The organism is Bradyrhizobium sp. BR 1433 (genome assembly GCF_051547665.1).
Taxonomy (GTDB): Bacteria; Pseudomonadota; Alphaproteobacteria; order Rhizobiales; family Xanthobacteraceae; genus Bradyrhizobium; species Bradyrhizobium australafricanum.
The window spans coordinates 1,083,196-1,098,200 of the sequence record NZ_JBPUGG010000001.1 but is presented as its reverse complement, the minus strand read 5'-3'; the positions used below and the strand labels follow the sequence as shown (position 1 = coordinate 1,098,200).

Annotated in this window: 14 protein-coding genes; 10 read left to right on the top strand and 4 right to left on the bottom strand. The window is 66.2% G+C overall.

Annotated elements, in window-relative coordinates:
* Window positions 1-165: 165 nt before the first annotated feature.
* The 8 genes from lepB (at window position 166) to ACSKB9_RS05550 (ending at window position 8,253) form a co-directional block, all read left to right on the top strand.
* Window positions 166-927: a signal peptidase I gene (gene lepB, locus ACSKB9_RS05585; protein WP_028333840.1), complete on the top strand. Its 762-nt coding sequence runs from the start codon at window positions 166-168 to the stop codon at window positions 925-927.
* On the top strand, window positions 924-1,745 hold the full coding sequence (gene rnc, locus ACSKB9_RS05580; RefSeq protein WP_438071944.1) for a ribonuclease III: 822 nt from the start codon (window positions 924-926) through the stop codon (window positions 1,743-1,745). Before lepB ends, rnc begins: the two co-directional genes overlap by 4 nt.
* On the top strand, window positions 1,738-2,661 hold the full coding sequence (gene era, locus ACSKB9_RS05575; RefSeq protein WP_438071943.1) for a GTPase Era: 924 nt from the start codon (window positions 1,738-1,740) through the stop codon (window positions 2,659-2,661). Before rnc ends, era begins: the two co-directional genes overlap by 8 nt.
* A gap of 14 nt (window positions 2,662-2,675) precedes the next feature.
* Complete coding sequence (locus ACSKB9_RS05570; RefSeq protein ID WP_438071942.1) at window positions 2,676-3,056, top strand: hypothetical protein; 381 nt, start codon at window positions 2,676-2,678, stop codon at window positions 3,054-3,056.
* A gap of 56 nt (window positions 3,057-3,112) precedes the next feature.
* The gene (recO, locus tag ACSKB9_RS05565) at window positions 3,113-3,862 is read left to right on the top strand and encodes a DNA repair protein RecO (protein ID WP_438071941.1); all 750 of its coding nucleotides are present in this window, start codon (window positions 3,113-3,115) and stop codon (window positions 3,860-3,862) included.
* Window positions 3,863-3,934: 72 nt separating this feature from the next.
* Window positions 3,935-6,190 carry a DNA topoisomerase IV subunit A gene (parC, locus tag ACSKB9_RS05560; RefSeq protein WP_438071940.1) on the top strand — a complete coding sequence of 752 codons (2,256 nt, stop codon included), beginning with the start codon at window positions 3,935-3,937 and terminating at the stop codon, window positions 6,188-6,190.
* A gap of 174 nt (window positions 6,191-6,364) precedes the next feature.
* On the top strand, window positions 6,365-7,300 hold the full coding sequence (locus ACSKB9_RS05555) for a cation diffusion facilitator family transporter (protein WP_438071939.1): 936 nt from the start codon (window positions 6,365-6,367) through the stop codon (window positions 7,298-7,300).
* 149 nt (window positions 7,301-7,449) lie between these two features.
* The gene (locus ACSKB9_RS05550) at window positions 7,450-8,253 is read left to right on the top strand and encodes an N-acyl homoserine lactonase family protein (protein ID WP_438080076.1); all 804 of its coding nucleotides are present in this window, start codon (window positions 7,450-7,452) and stop codon (window positions 8,251-8,253) included.
* On the opposite strand, the gene ACSKB9_RS05545 is transcribed toward ACSKB9_RS05550, so the two are convergent.
* Window positions 8,244-9,062, bottom strand: coding sequence for a helix-turn-helix domain-containing protein (locus tag ACSKB9_RS05545; RefSeq protein ID WP_438071938.1), 819 nt, complete (start codon window positions 9,060-9,062; stop codon window positions 8,244-8,246). The genes ACSKB9_RS05550 and ACSKB9_RS05545 overlap by 10 nt on opposite strands.
* A 79-nt stretch (window positions 9,063-9,141) precedes the next feature.
* Between ACSKB9_RS05545 and ACSKB9_RS05540 the strand changes: the two genes are divergently transcribed.
* Complete coding sequence (locus ACSKB9_RS05540; protein ID WP_438080074.1) at window positions 9,142-10,020, top strand: DMT family transporter; 879 nt, start codon at window positions 9,142-9,144, stop codon at window positions 10,018-10,020.
* On the opposite strand, the gene ACSKB9_RS05535 is transcribed toward ACSKB9_RS05540, so the two are convergent.
* The gene (locus tag ACSKB9_RS05535; RefSeq protein ID WP_438071937.1) at window positions 10,021-10,170 is read right to left on the bottom strand and encodes a hypothetical protein; all 150 of its coding nucleotides are present in this window, start codon (window positions 10,168-10,170) and stop codon (window positions 10,021-10,023) included. It lies immediately after the preceding gene.
* A 216-nt stretch (window positions 10,171-10,386) separates the two neighbouring features.
* Between ACSKB9_RS05535 and ACSKB9_RS05530 the strand changes: the two genes are divergently transcribed.
* The gene (locus ACSKB9_RS05530; RefSeq protein ID WP_438071936.1) at window positions 10,387-11,643 is read left to right on the top strand and encodes an adenylate/guanylate cyclase domain-containing protein; all 1,257 of its coding nucleotides are present in this window, start codon (window positions 10,387-10,389) and stop codon (window positions 11,641-11,643) included.
* A gap of 179 nt (window positions 11,644-11,822) precedes the next feature.
* On the opposite strand, the gene ACSKB9_RS05525 is transcribed toward ACSKB9_RS05530, so the two are convergent.
* Together ACSKB9_RS05525 and ACSKB9_RS05520 are read right to left on the bottom strand one after the other, a co-directional pair.
* On the bottom strand, window positions 11,823-13,064 hold the full coding sequence (locus tag ACSKB9_RS05525; RefSeq protein WP_438071935.1) for an MFS transporter: 1,242 nt from the start codon (window positions 13,062-13,064) through the stop codon (window positions 11,823-11,825).
* Between the two features lie 195 nt (window positions 13,065-13,259).
* A complete protein-coding gene (locus ACSKB9_RS05520; protein ID WP_438071934.1) occupies window positions 13,260-15,005 on the bottom strand; it encodes a flotillin family protein in 1,746 nt (581 codons plus the stop codon).

Here is a 15,005-nt window from a genome sequence, read left to right as displayed (position 1 = left end):
ACGCCGCAGGGTTATATCGAGCGAGATGCTGATTCCGGGTTTAGGCCGGAATTTGCCCTCAAGATCAGAATCAAGGCCATTTTCCTCACGCGAAGGCCGAACGCTTCGCGCGAAGAGAACGTTCTGCCACCGCGTGGACATCAGTCCACGGGAATTGGGAAAGCAATGAGCGTGACCACCGGGACCAAATCTGAAAGCGGCTTGGGCGAGACCATCCGCGTCGTCATCCATGCTCTTCTGATCGCGCTCGTCATCCGCACCTTCCTGTTCCAGCCGTTCAACATCCCCTCCGGGTCGATGAAGGCGACGCTCTTGGTCGGCGACTATCTGTTCGTCTCGAAATATTCCTATGGCTACAGCCACTATTCGATCCCGTTCTCGCCGAACATTTTCTCGGGCCGCATCTTCGGCTCGGAGCCGAACCGCGGCGACATCGTGGTGTTTCGCCTGCCGCGGGACGACTCCACCGACTACATCAAGCGCGTCATCGGGCTGCCCGGCGACCGCATCGAGGTGAAGAGCGGGCTGCTCTACATCAACGATGAGCCGATCAAGCGGGAGCGGCTGAGCGATTTCGTCGGAGAGGATCCCTGCGGCTCGGCGGATGCGACCGCCCGCGTCAAGCGCTGGAAGGAGACGCTGCCGAACGGCGTCAGCTATGAGACGCTGGACTGCACCGACAACAGCTACATGGACAACACCATCGTCTACACCGTTCCGCCCGGGCATTTCTTCATGATGGGCGACAACCGCGACAACTCCACCGACAGCCGCTTCCTGTCGCAGGTCGGCTACGTGCCGTTCGAGAACATCATCGGGCGAGCCCAGATGATCTTCTTCTCGATCGCCGAGGGCGAGCAGGCCTGGATGATCTGGCGCTGGCCGCTTGCCGTGCGGTGGAATCGCCTATTCTCTATCGTGCGATGAACGACGATACCGCATCCATCAACGATCAAGCGCCGACCGGCGAGCCGAGCCAGACGCCTGCCGCCGACAGCACAGCCGCGCCGAAGAAGCGGCGCAGCAAGGCGGCCAAGGCCGCTGAGGAGAAGGCCGCGATCGCCGGCACCGAGGCGCGGATCGGGTACACGTTCCAGGATCCCGCGCTGCTGACCACCGCGTTCACCCACGTCTCCGCGCTGAAGCCCGCCACCCGTAACCGCGCCGACAGCTACCAGCGGCTGGAGTTCCTCGGCGACCACGTGCTCGGGCTGATCGTCTCGGACATGTTGTTCCGGTCGTTCCCCAAGGCCGACGAGGGCGAATTGTCGAAGCGGCTCGCCGACCTCGTGCGCAAGGAAAGTTGCGCCGACGTCGCCAAGGCGCTCGGGCTGCTCGAGGACATCAAGCTCGGCATGGTGAAGGCGGTCGAGGGCGCCCGGCTGCGCAAGTCCGTGCTCGGCGATATCTGCGAAGCGGTGATCGGGGCGATCTTTCTCGACGGCGGCTACGAGGCCGCGCGCCAGTTTGTCGAGCGCAACTGGACCGAACGGATGCACAAGCTGCGCCGGCCGCTGCGCGATCCCAAGACCGTGTTGCAGGAATGGGCACAGGGCAAGGGGCTGCCGACGCCGGTCTATCGCGAGGTCGAACGCACCGGCCCGCATCACGATCCACAATTCCGCGTTGCGGTCGACCTGCCGGGCCTGGCCTCCGCCGAGGGCCTCGGCGGCAACAAGCGCGCGGCCGAGAAGGCGGCGGCATCCGCGATGATCGAGCGCGAAGGCGTCGGCACCAATGACTGACGAGGCCAAAGGGCAAGGGGACGCGACGCGCTGTGGCTTCGTCGCGCTGATCGGTGCGCCCAATGTCGGCAAGTCGACGCTGGTCAACGCGCTGGTGGGCTCCAAGGTCACGATCGTCTCGCGCAAGGTGCAGACCACGCGCGCGCTGATCCGCGGCATCGTGATCGAAGGCAACGCGCAGATCATCCTGGTCGACACGCCCGGCATCTTCGCGCCGCGGCGCCGGCTTGACCGCGCCATGGTGTCGACCGCCTGGAGCGGCGCGCACGACGCCGATCTCGTCTGCGTGCTGCTCGATGCGAAGTCGGGCCTCGACGAAGAGGCCAACGCGATCCTGGCCAAGCTCGAAACCGTCGCCCATCCGAAGATCCTGGTGCTGAATAAGTTCGATCTCGTGCAGCGCGAGAAGCTGCTGGCGCTGGCGCAGGCCGCCAACGAGCGGATGCGCTTCGAGCACACCTTCATGATTTCGGCGCTATCCGGCGACGGCGTTGCCGATTTGCGGCAGACGCTCGCCAAGCTGGTGCCCGCAGGGCCGTTCCTCTATCCCGAGGACCAGATGTCGGATGCGCCGATGCGGCATCTGGCGGCCGAGATCACGCGCGAGAAGATCTACAGCCATCTGCATCAGGAACTGCCGTACCAGTCGACGGTCGAGACCGACAGCTGGACCGACCGCAAGGACAAGTCGATCCGCATCGAGCAGACGATTTTTGTCGAGCGCGAGAGCCAGCGCAAGATCGTGCTCGGCAAGGGCGGCGCCACCATCAAGTCGATCGGCGCGCAGGCGCGTGCCGAGATCGCCGAGATCATGGGCGTCCCCGTGCATCTGTTCCTGTTCGTCAAGGTGCGCGAGAACTGGGGTGACGATCCCGACCGCTACAAGGAAATGGGACTGGAATTCCCCAAGGAATAAGAGTCGACGCTTGCATGAACGTGCCCAGAAACGTGCTGTGGTTTGAGGTTCTGCTCTATCTGTCGCTGACGCTGGATGCGCTGTCGGTGGCGTTCCAGGACCGCACGCCAACCGTCCTGAAGACCGAGCAGGTGATCATGGGCGAGACCCTGACGGCCGGCTGCATGATCCTGCTCCTGATGTATTTCGTCCGGCTTGCCGCGCAGCACCGCAAGAACTGGCCGCGCTGGGCGCTGCTCGCGGTGCTCGTCTTGTCGGTGATGTCCCTGCTGCAGGTCATCGGCGCAAGGGGCATGGAGATCGACAGCGCCATCGAGGTGGTGTCATGCATCCTGACCTCGGCCGGGCTGTATTATTCCTTCACCGGCGACGCGCGGGGCTGGTTCAACGCGTAGGGCATGACGCGTGAGGAAAGCTGCGTTCATCCGCGGAATCCTGCTGAACTCCGTACATGGAATGGACCGACGAAGGCATCGTGCTGGGCGTGCGGCGGCATGGCAAATCCTCCGCCATTGTGGAGCTGTTGACGCGCGAGCACGGCCGCCATCTCGGCCTGGTGCGCGGCGGCGCCAGCTCGCGGATGCGGCCGCTGCTGCAGCCCGGCAACAGCGTCACCGCGGTGTGGCGGGCGCGGCTCGACGAGCATCTCGGCATGTATGCGCTGGAGGGTACGCGGCTGCGCGCGGCGACGCTGCTCGGCTCGTCGCATGCGGTCTATGGCGTCACGCATCTGGCGGCGCTGGCCCGGCTGCTGCCGGAGCGCGATCCGCATGAGGACATCTACTGGATGCTGCAGGGGACGCTCGACGATTTCGAGGACGCCGGCGTTGCCGCCGTGCACCTGATCCGGTTCGAGCTCGCGATGCTGACCGAGCTTGGCTTCGGGCTCGACCTGGAAAACTGCGCAGCCACCGGGGAGACCACCGACCTGATCTACGTGTCGCCGAAATCCGGCGGCGCGGTGTCGCGCGCCGCCGGCGAGCCATGGCGCGACCGGCTGTTGCCGCTGCCGGCGTTCCTGCGCGAAGGCGAGGGCGGCGCCAACAGCTGGTCGGACCAGGACCTGCTCGACGGCTTCCAGATCACCGGCCTGTTCCTGCTCCGCCACGTGCTGGAGCCCCGCGGCCAGGGCCATTCGGACGCACGCGACGGATTTATCAACGCCGTGACGAGGCGGCGGGGCCGGAGCGCGGTTCCGTAAGGCCGATTCGGGCCTTAAATTCCCGCTGATTCGCGGCTTGCCCAATTCAGCGCCAAGGTTTAACGCCTCCCCATGGGAAAACGACAGATACCGCCGGAAGAGCCGGCCGAAATTCACGAGGTGCCGCTGCGTGATGCGCTCGAGGAGCGCTATCTCGCCTATGCGCTCTCGACCATCATGCATCGCGCGCTGCCGGACGCCCGCGACGGGCTGAAGCCGGTGCACCGGCGCATCCTCTACGGCATGGACCTGCTCGGGCTCGACCCGCGCGCCGCATTCAAGAAGTCGGCCAAGATCGTCGGCGACGTGATGGGTTCGTTCCATCCGCATGGCGACCAGGCGATCTACGACGCCATGGTGCGCCTGGCGCAGGATTTCTCCTCGCGCTACCCGCTGGTCGACGGCCAGGGCAATTTCGGCAATATCGACGGCGACAACCCGGCCGCCTACCGCTACACCGAAGCGCGCATGACCGAGGTCGCGCGGCTCTTGCTCGAAGGCATCGACGAGGACGGCGTCGAGTTTCGCCTCAACTACGACGGCCAGTCGAAAGAGCCGGTGGTGCTGCCGGGCGGCTTCCCGAACCTGCTCGCCAACGGCGCGCAGGGCATCGCGGTCGGCATGGCGACCTCGATCCCGCCGCACAACGCCGCCGAGCTCTGCGACGCCGCGCTGCATCTGATCGAGAAGCCCGACGCCAAGTCGAAGGCGCTGCTGAAATGGGTCAAGGGCCCGGACTTTCCGACCGGCGGCATCGTCGTTGATTCGAAGGAAGCGATCGTCGAGGCCTACACCACGGGGCGCGGCTCGTTCCGCACCCGCTCGCGCTGGATCCAGGAGGAGGGCGCCCGCGGCACCTGGGTGGTCGTCGTCACCGAAATCCCGTGGCTGGTGCAGAAGTCGCGGATCGTGGAGAAGATCGCCGAACTCATCAACGAGAAGAAGCTGCCGCTGGTCGCCGACGTCCGTGACGAGTCGGCCGAGGACGTCCGGCTCGTGCTCGAGCCGAAATCGCGCACCGTCGATCCGGCACTGATGATGGAGTCGCTGTTCCGGCTGACCGAGCTGGAAAGCAAGATCTCGCTGAACCTCAACGTGCTAATCAAGGGCCGCATCCCCAAGGTGGTCGGCCTTGCCGAGTGCCTGCGTGAATGGCTCGACCATCTGCGCGACGTGCTGGTCCGCCGGACCAAATTCCGCAAGACCCAGATCGAGCACCGCCTGGAAGTGCTGGGCGGCCACCTCGTCGCCTATCTGAACCTCGACAAGGTGATCAAGATCATCCGGACCGAGGACGAGCCGAAGCCGGTCTTGATGAAGACCTTCAAGCTCACAGAGATCCAGGCCGATGCCATCCTCAACATGCGCCTGCGCAATCTGCGCCGCCTTGAGGAGATGGAAATCCGCACCGAGGACAAGGATCTTCGCAAGGAGCTGAAGGGCATCGAGGGCCTGCTTGGCTCCGAGACCGAGCAATGGGCCAAGGTCGGCGACCAGGTGCGCAAGGTCCGCGACATCTTCGGACCGAAGACGCCGCTCGGCAAGCGACGCACCACCTTCGCCGATGCGCCCGAGCATGACCTCGCCGCGATCGAGGAAGCGCTGGTCGAGCGCGAGCCGTGCACCGTCGTGATCTCAGAGAAGGGCTGGGTGCGGACGCTGAAGGGCCATGTCGAGGATCTCTCGGGGCTTGCCTTCAAGACCGACGACAAGCTCGAGCACTCGTTCTTCGCCGAGACCACCTCGAAGCTGCTGCTGTTCGCGACCAACGGCAAGTTCTACTCGCTCGACGTGGCAAAACTGCCGGGCGGCCGCGGCCATGGCGAGCCGATCCGCATGTTCATCGACCTCGAGCAGGACGCCGCGATCATCTCGCTGTTCGTCAACAAGGGCGAGCGCAAGTTCCTGATCGCGAGCAGCGAAGGGCAGGGCTTTATCGTCAAGGAGGAGGACTGCGTCGGCAACACCCGCAAGGGCAAGCAGGTGCTCAATGTCGAGATGCCGAACGAGGCCCGCGCGATCACGACCGTGAACGGCGACACCGTTGCGGTGATCGGCACCAACCACAAGATGGTGCTGTTCGGCCTCGACCAGGTGCCGGAGATGGCGCGCGGCCGCGGCGTGCGCCTGCAGAAATACACCAGCGCGTCGCTGTCTGACGTTGCGGTGTTCGACGCCAAGGCCGGCTTGAGCTGGAAGGATTCCGCCGGCCGCGAGCACAGCATGACCATGAAGGAACTGGCCGACTGGCGCGGCAACCGCGCCGACGCCGGCCGGCTCGCCCACGGCCTGCCGAAGTCGAACAAGTTCAATCGCGGCGTGGAGTAGCCGTGCGGTAGCCCGGATGGAGCGCAAGCGAAATCCGGGGCCGCTGTCGCATTGGGCAATGATCCCGGATTGCGCTTCGCTCCATCTGGGCTACGGGGGCTCAGTGCGCTGTGTGATAGTATCCACAATTCACCGCGCTATAACCGTCGCCGACGACATCGGGCGACGGTTGCCATGGCGCACAATCACGACCACGACCACACCGGTCATTCTCACGGACATGCCGGGCACAGCCACGCGCCCGACAGTTTCGGCACCGCCTTTGCGGTCGGCGCGTCGCTGAACACCGCCTTCGTCGTCGCGGAGCTGGTCTTCGGCTATTCCGCCAACTCGCTCGCGCTGGTCTCCGACGCGGTTCACAATCTCTCCGACGTCATCGCGCTGCTGCTGGCCTGGGGCGGGGCATGGCTCGCCGGCAGGCAGCCGACCGATACCCACACCTATGGCTACCGTCGCGCCTCGATCCTGGCGGCGCTGTTCAATGCCGGGTTGCTCCTGATCGCGGTCGGCGGCATCGCGGTCGAGGCGATCAATCGCTTGCGCGAACCGGCGGAGGTCGCAAGCTGGACCGTGGTCTGGGTCGCGGCGCTCGGCATCCTGATCAATGGCGGCACCGCGCTGCTGTTCATGCGCGGCCGCGATAGCGACCTCAATGTCCGCGGCGCCTATCTGCATATGGCGGCGGATGCCGGCGTCTCGCTCGGCGTCGTGATCGCCGCGCTCTTGATCATGGCGACCGGCTGGCAGTGGCTCGATCCGGCGATCAGCCTCGTGATCGCCGTGGTGGTGCTGCTGAGCGGCTGGGAGCTCGCCCGCGACAGCGTCAACCTCGCGCTCGACGCGGTACCGAAAGGGATCGATCTCGAACAGGTGCGGGACTATCTCGCCGCGCTCGAGGGGGTGACCGAGGTGCACGACCTGCACATCTGGGCGATGAGCACCAGCGAGACCGCGCTGACCGCGCATCTGGTGCGGCCCGGCGGACACGACGATGTCTTCCTGCATCACGTCTGCGCCGAGCTGTCGGAGCGGTTCAGCATCCACCACGCGACGCTGCAGGTCGAGATCAGCAGCGAGACCTGCCGGCTGGCGCCGGCGGAAATGGTCTAGCCGACGCGGCCGCTACGCACTCGCATTCAATTGATCGCTCGACCCATGTCCACGTCTTCCACGGGCGGCGACGACACGGCACATTGCGACCACGCGAATGGCTGGCGTGATCAACGGAGGGCGACGTGAAGAAGGCAATCGGTCTTGCAATGTTGTTCTTCGCCGTGGGCGCGCTGCCGCATGCGGACGCCGAGCCGGCGAAATCAGGCGTCGAGAAGCTCTACATCCTCAACTGCGGCGAAGGCGTTGCAGGCGACATTTCACGCTGGTCGCCCGGCGTCAATGAAGGCAAGTCGATGGACTTCGTCGACAATTGCTACCTGATCAAGCATGCCCAGGGCTGGTTCCTGTGGGACACCGGGATTCCCGACGCGGTGGCGGCAATGCCGAACGGCCTTGCGCCGGCCGACCCCAAGGCGGTCACCTGGCGGCGGCCGAAGACACTCGCCGCGCAGCTCGACCAGCTCGGCGTCGAGCCGTCGGACATCAAGGCGATCGCCGTGTCGCACACCCATCCCGATCACATCGGCAATGTCGAGCTGTTCCCGGCCGCGATGCTGTATGTGCAGAAGGTGGAGTATGAATGGCCGGGCGCCAACAACGCGCCGCGCTTCAAGCCCGAGCATCCCGTGACCAAGCTCGAAGGTGACCGCGACGTGTTCGGCGACGGCAGCGTCACCATCCTGTCGACGCCGGGCCATACGCCCGGCCACCAGTCGCTGCTGGTGAAGCTGCCGAAGACCGGTGCGATCGTGCTGACCGGCGATGCCGTTCACTTCAGGGATAATTGGGACAATCGGCGCACGCCGAGCATGAACGCCAGCAAGGAGCAGACGGTGGCTTCGATGCAGAAGATCGCCGACACGCTGACCAAGGAGAAGGCGCAGCTCTGGATCAACCACGATAAGGCGCAGCGCGACAGGCTGAAGCTGTCGCCGGAGTTCTACGACTGAGCTGCCTTGGGACCGCGCGCTTTCGACCAGTTTCGAAAAATCTGCGCGGTCTCCTCGTCCATCGGAAAGAAGCTTTCGATGCGCAGCTCCTGCAGCGTGACGTCCTGCGGCGTCCCCAGCGTCGCGATCGTGGTGAACAGCTGCAGGCTGACGTCGCCCTTGCGAAACAGCATCGGCAGCACCGGCCCGGACGCGGGACTTGCCGGCGCGGCCAACGCGGCCTCGATACCGTCATAGGCCAGCAGGCGCTTGAGCAAATCCGCCGTCGCGGTGGTGCCGTCGGCGGCGGCATCGGCCTCGACGCTGCGGACGAAGTAGCCGGCCACCTCGGTCCAGTTGGTGAGATAGGGGCGCAATACGCCGGGCGCGACCAGCGCGTCGGCGAGGTTGACCGCCGTGCCTGGCGCCAGCGGCCCGACCAGGAATTCCACCAGTTGGCTTGCGCCTGCATTGGCGAGCAGCAAATTCCAGTGCCGGTCGACCACGACCGCCGGGAAGGGCTCCTGCTGTGCCAGGATGAAATCGAGCGCGTAGCGGATCTGGGCGAGCTCCGGCGCGGCGAGGTCGGTTTGCCGCCACACCGGCGCGAAGCCGGCCGCGACCAAGAGCGCGTTCTGCTGGCGCAACGGCACGTCGAGCGCCGCGGCAAGCCGGATCACCATGTCGCGGCTCGGCGCGGCGCGGCCGAGCTCGAGGAAGCTGAGATGGCGCTGGGAGATATCGGCGCGCCCGGCGAGCTCGAGTTGCGAGTGCCCCTTGCGCTGCCGCCACCAGCGCAGGCTGGCCGCAAAATCGCGGTGCTGCGACATGAATACCTGTGAAGTAGTTGCCGGAATGATCTCGCCGGGCAAGATGCCACAAGCGAACCGAAAACGCATGGGGATCGGGATGGGCGAGTGGATCGGCGTTGCGATTGCACTGGTCTCGGGCTGCCTCGGCGGCACCGCCGCGGCGATCACCCGTTACCTGGCGGGCAATGCCGACCCGATCACGCTGGCGATCCTGCGCTGGGCGACCGGCTTTCTCTGCGTGCTTCCGGCGGCGATCCTGCTCGGGGCGAAGTGGCCGCGGCGTGAAGACCTGCCGGCGGTCGCGGCGCTCGGCGTCGCCTTCTTCGGCGTGTTCTTCGTGCTTTATAATCTCGCGATGTCCTACACGACGGCGGCGCGCGCCAGCCTGGCGCTGGCGACCTTGCCGCTCTCCACCATGGTGGTCGGCGCTATGCTCGGCATCGAGCCGCTGACGATGCGCAAATCGATCGGGGTCTCGATCGCGGTGCTCGGCGTTGCGGCCGCGCTGGCATCCGGGCTGGCGGCGGCGCCATCGGGAGCATGGCGCGGCGAACTGATCATGGCCGCCGCGGTGCTCTGCATGGCCTTCTACAACGTGCTGTCGCGGCCGTTCATTCGACGCTCCAGCGCGCTCGGCTTCCTTGCCGTCGGCATGGGTGCCGGCGCGGCCGGGCTGGTGGCGGTGGGTTCGTTCACCGGCAGCCTGGCGACGCTGCGCGAGTTCGGTCCATCGCAGTGGATCGCGGGGCTCTATCTCGGCATAGCCGGTGGTGCGCTGGCGTTCATCCTGTGGGTGCTGGCGCTCGAGCGGGCCTCGCCGACCCGCGTCGCCAATACCATGACGGTCAATCCGATCGCCGCCGGGCTGCTTGCGAAGCAATTGGTCGGCGAGCCGATCACGGCCAATCTGGTCGTCGGCCTGATCGCGGTCTTCGCCGGGATCTGGATCGCGACCTCGGAAACCAAATCGGGCTGATCAGCTGCGCGGGGCGGCAGGCGTGGCCGCCGGCGGGGCAGGCGAGCGTGTCGGCTTCAGCGTGCCGGCGTAGAACGACAGCACGAACACCAGGATGAGGCCGACAAGATAGACCCCATAGGATTGCGGCGGGGTGATCGCCCATTGCATGAGGCGTCGGATCGGGTTTGGCGGGCCAGCGTCGTTGTCCATGCGCTGTTGTGCGCGAAGGGGTGGACAAAAGGAAGCGGAATCGGCGTCATTCGGCTGCCGTGTTCCGCGCGAAATGGTGAGGCGGGCGGCCTTGCAATGCCGCATTGGCGTTCGCATCTGTCACGCGACGACCAACCCTTCCTCCCGCACCAATTGCCCGGCATAATCCAGCTTATGGAACTGACGCCCCGTTTGCGCCTCATGAATTGGCTGGTCCGCCAGGGTCTGACGGGCCTGCCGGAAAACGACCTGCTGCGCGGTTTCTGCGAGCGCTGCCGGGCCGCGGGCATGCCGCTGTCGCGGGCGATCGTCTTCATCGATACGCTGCATCCGATCTTCGAGGGACGCGGTTTCCGCTGGAACGACGGCGAGAGCAACGAGGCCGACATCTTCGAATACGGCTCGACCAGCACCGGCGAGGCCAGCCAGACCTGGCGGCGGTCGGCCTTCTATCACATGCTCGAAAACGGCCATGACGAGATAGTGATCGATCTCGCCGACACCTCGCACGATTTCTCGATGATCGGCGAGCTGGCCGAAAAGGGCCACAAGCATTTCGCCGCCTTCGTGCATCGCTTCGGCGAGGCCGGCACGATCGGCGAGATGGACTGCTTCTACTCCTACTACACCACCCGCCATTCGGACGGGTTCGACGAGAACCACATGGCGGCGCTGCGCGACCTGGTGCCGGTGCTCGGGCTCGCGATCAAATCGGCCGCCCAGGTCGAGATCGCCCGCACCCTCGGACGGGTCTATCTCGGCCGTGACACCGCAGAGCAGGTGCTGCGCGGGCGCATGCAGCGCGGCATCACCGAGAAGATCAAGGCCGTGCTGTGGTACTCCGACGTGCGCGGCTCCACCGCGATCAGCGAACGGATCGGCCCGGACGAGATCATTCCGTTCCTCAACGATTATGCGCAGGCCTCGATCGACGCGATCCATGACGCCGGCGGCGAGGTGCTGAAGCTGATCGGCGACGGCGTGCTGGCGATGTTCACCGGCGAGAACGTCGCAGGCGCGAAGCGGGCGGCGCTGCGGGCCGAGCACAGATTCCGGCATAACATCCGCGTGCTGAATGATCGCCGCGAGAACGAGGGCCGGCCGACCACCACGGCCTATGTCGGGCTCCATGTCGGGCAGGTCTTCTACGGCAATATCGGCAGCGAGGACCGGCTGGATTTCACGGTGGTCGGACCGGCCGTCAACGAGGTCAGCCGGATCGCCTCGATGTGCGCCTCGGTCGATCGCGAGCTACTGACTTCGACGGACTTCCGCACCGGGCTCGACGCCGCCGGCCGCAACTATCTGGTCTCCACCGGCCGCATCGTGCTGCGCGGCATCGGCCATGCGCAGGATCTCTATACGCTCGATCCGGCGATTGCCGCCGACGAGGTCGTCGGCGGCAAATACGAGCGGTACCTGGCGAGCTAGCGTCTCTCCACCGTCATTGCGAGAAGCTCGCGACAAAATTGCAGAGCAATTTTGCGCTGAAGCGACGAAGCAATCCATCGTCCCGCATATGCGGAAAAATGGATTGCTTCGTGGAGCCTGTCATCGGGCGCGCATTCGCGCGACCCGTTGGCTCGCAATGACGGTTGAGAAGACCCGGATCAGCACCGCGCGGGTTCGCCGACCATGTCGGGCTGCCGCGTCAGCGACACTGCGGGCGACATCAGGATCACCAGCGCCTGGGCGGCGAAGATCGCGGCAGCGAGATAGAGGCAGGCTTCGGCGCCGTAGAGGCCGCCGACGATGGCGCCGAGCGCGGAGCCGAGCGGGCGCGCGCCGTAGCTCATGATGTTGATCGCCGAGACGCGGCCGAGCAGCGAGGGCGGCGTCACCGACTGCCGCAGCGTGGTGGTCGAGATCACCCACAGGATCGGGCCGACGCCGAGCAGGAAGAAGCTGAGGCCCGCGAGCAGCGGCGTCGCAATCCAGGTCGTCAGCGCCATCACGGCCGCGGCGACGAAGCCGGTAACCGGGCCGAGCCCGATCACGGTGCCGAACGCCAGCCGCTTCATCACGCGGGTCGCGAACAGCGCGCCGACCACCATGCCGACGCCGTACATCGCAAGCGTGGTGCCGACGCCGGTCGCGCTGAGCCCGAGATGACGCACCGCATAGGGCACGAACACGGCGAGCAGCAGGAAGGACGCGGTGTTGAAGATGAACTGGGTGATGAACACCGGCCGCAGCAGCGCGTGGTGCATCACGAAGGCGGCGCCTTCCTTGATGTCCTGCAACGGATGGCGCCGCGGGGCAGGCTGTCGGGCCGGCTCGTAGATGCCGGCGAGCAGCACGACCGCGATCGCCGACAATGCCGCGGCGAAGCCGAATGCGGGCGCGGCCCCGACCCAGCCGACCAGCACGCCGCCGAGCGCGGGGCCGCTGGCGAACGCGACGGTGCGTGCAAGCTCGATGCGGGCGTTCGCCGCCGGCAATTGCTGTGACGTCACCAGCGAGGGGACCAGCGCCGGCGCTGCGACGCTGTAGGCGACCGTGCCGCAGACCGCGATGAAGCCGAGCAAAGCGAGCAGCGGCAGCGTCATGAGGCCGAGCCACAGCAACAGCAGGATCGCGGCAAGCCCGGCCGCGCGCAGCGCTTCGGAGCCCGCCATCACCCAGCGCCGCGACACGCGGTCGGCCAAGAGGCCGGCGGGGATCGCAAACAGGATGAAGGGCAGCGTCAGCGCGGTCTGCAACAGGCCGGTCTGGCCTTCGCCGACGCCGAGCAGCAGCACGGCGACGATGGGCGCAGCCGCCAGCGCAATCTGTTCGGCCGATTGCGCGGCGAGATTGGACCAGGCCAGGCGATTGAAGGTGGCCGGCAGGCGAGGCGTATCGGCGGACATGGCAGAATCCTTGGGACATTCGATCTGGCCATAGTGTGTGGTTGGAAGGCCTCTGATCCCACCCGTTTCCCGACAACGCCAAGCAAAAGGCCCGCCGGGGAGGGCGGGCCTTGCCGATGCGATGTTCACAACCTGACTATGCCATCGAGGATTGGGATCGCAAGCGAGTTGGCCCGTGATCGCGCCTGCGCTGTGCTACGACCTCGGGCCAAGCGTCGCGTGGCCGGATCCCGATATGGTGGTCGGCGGCGTTGCCGGACTGTCGACGGACGGGGCCGGCACTTCCGCTTGAGTGGCACGCAGCGCACTCAATAGGTTGGTCATGGCGTCGGGCCCCGCGGGGAAGCCCGCCTCCGAGAGGATCTTGTCGATCATCGGCTTGAACGCCGAAACCGACAGCAACTGCGCCGCGAGCCCGTCGCCGAGCCCGAGGCCGCCATTGCCGTTGGCGTGGCCGTTGGCGCCGCCGCGGCCGAGCATGCTGCCGGTGTCGAAGATCCGGATGTCGGAGATCTTCTCGATCGGCTTCACCGCCTCGGCGAGCGCGCTCGGGATCACGTTGATCCGCGCGAGGTTGAGATCGTAGGCGATCATGTCGGCGCTCAGCTTGTTGCGCGCCTCCGCCTTCATGGTCGCGACCTCGGCTTCGGCCTGGCCGAGCGCCTTGACGCCGGCAGCGCGGGTGGTGGTGGCGGCCGCATCGGCCTTGGCGAGCACGTTGGTGGCTTCCGCCTTGTTGGCGGCGGCCTGGCGTTCGGCCTCGGCCATCACCGTGATCGGCATCGCGTCGGTCTCGGCCGCCTTGCGCGCCGCGATCACGTTGATGATCTTGTCGCGCTCGGCGATCTCGGTGGCGCGGGCGGTGGTGACCTTTTCCTCGGCGGCGATCGCGACGGCGCGCGCGGTCTCGGCGATGGTCTGGGCCTCCGACTGCTCCTTGCTCTTGGCCGCGACCGCGATGGCGCTCTCCTGCGCCACGATCTGAAGGTCGCGCTCCATCTCGGTGTTGCGGCGCTTGACCGCGAGATCGGCCTCGATCTTGCGGGTGTCGCGGGCCTGGTTGGCCTCGGTTTGCTTGTTGGCGACCGCGAGCTCCTGCTGGATGCGGTATTCGGCCTCGTTCTGCAGCGCGGTCTGCTCGACCTGCGCCGTCTGCGCACGCATCGCGGCGGTCTTGTTGGCGATGTCGCGCTGCTGGGCGAGCTCGGCCTCGCGCTTGGTGCTTTCGATCGTCAGCGTGGTCTGCCGCGCCACCAGGTCCTGCTGGGCGATGTTGACCTCGGTGGTGCGGACGATCTGGTTGCGCTCCTGCTCACGCTCCTTGGTGATCTTGGTCAGCGTGGTGAGGCCGTGCGCATCGAAGAAATTGCTCGGGTTGAAGTGCTTGATGTCGCTCTGGTCGAGCTTCGTCAGCGACACCGATTCGAGCTCGAGACCGTTGTTCTGGATGTCTGCGCCGACCGCGTCCTGCACCGCCTTGACGAAGGTCGCGCGCTGCTCCTGCAATTCCTCGAGGTTCATGGTCGCGGCGACCGAGCGCAGGCCGTCGACGAACTTGGCCTCGACCAGTTCGCGCAGCTCGGCGGCGTCATTGGTGCGGTTGCCGAGCGTCTGCGCCGCGAGCGCGATCGACGACGAGTCGGGTTTGACGCGCAGATAGAACTCGGCGCCGATGTCGACGCGCATGCGGTCCTTGGTGATCAGCGAGTCCGGGCCGCCGCGCGCGACCTCGAGCCGCAGCGTTTTCAGGTTCACCGCCGCGGTGGAGTGGAAGATCGGCAGCACGAGCGAGCCGCCGTCGAGCACCACCTTCTGGCCGCCGAGGCCGGTGCGAACATAGGCCTCGTCGCGCGTCGAGCGCTTGTAGAGCTTTGCGAACAGGAGACCGATAACGAGGATGACGATGACGCCAATAACGACGGGTACAGCAAGTTCCCACAT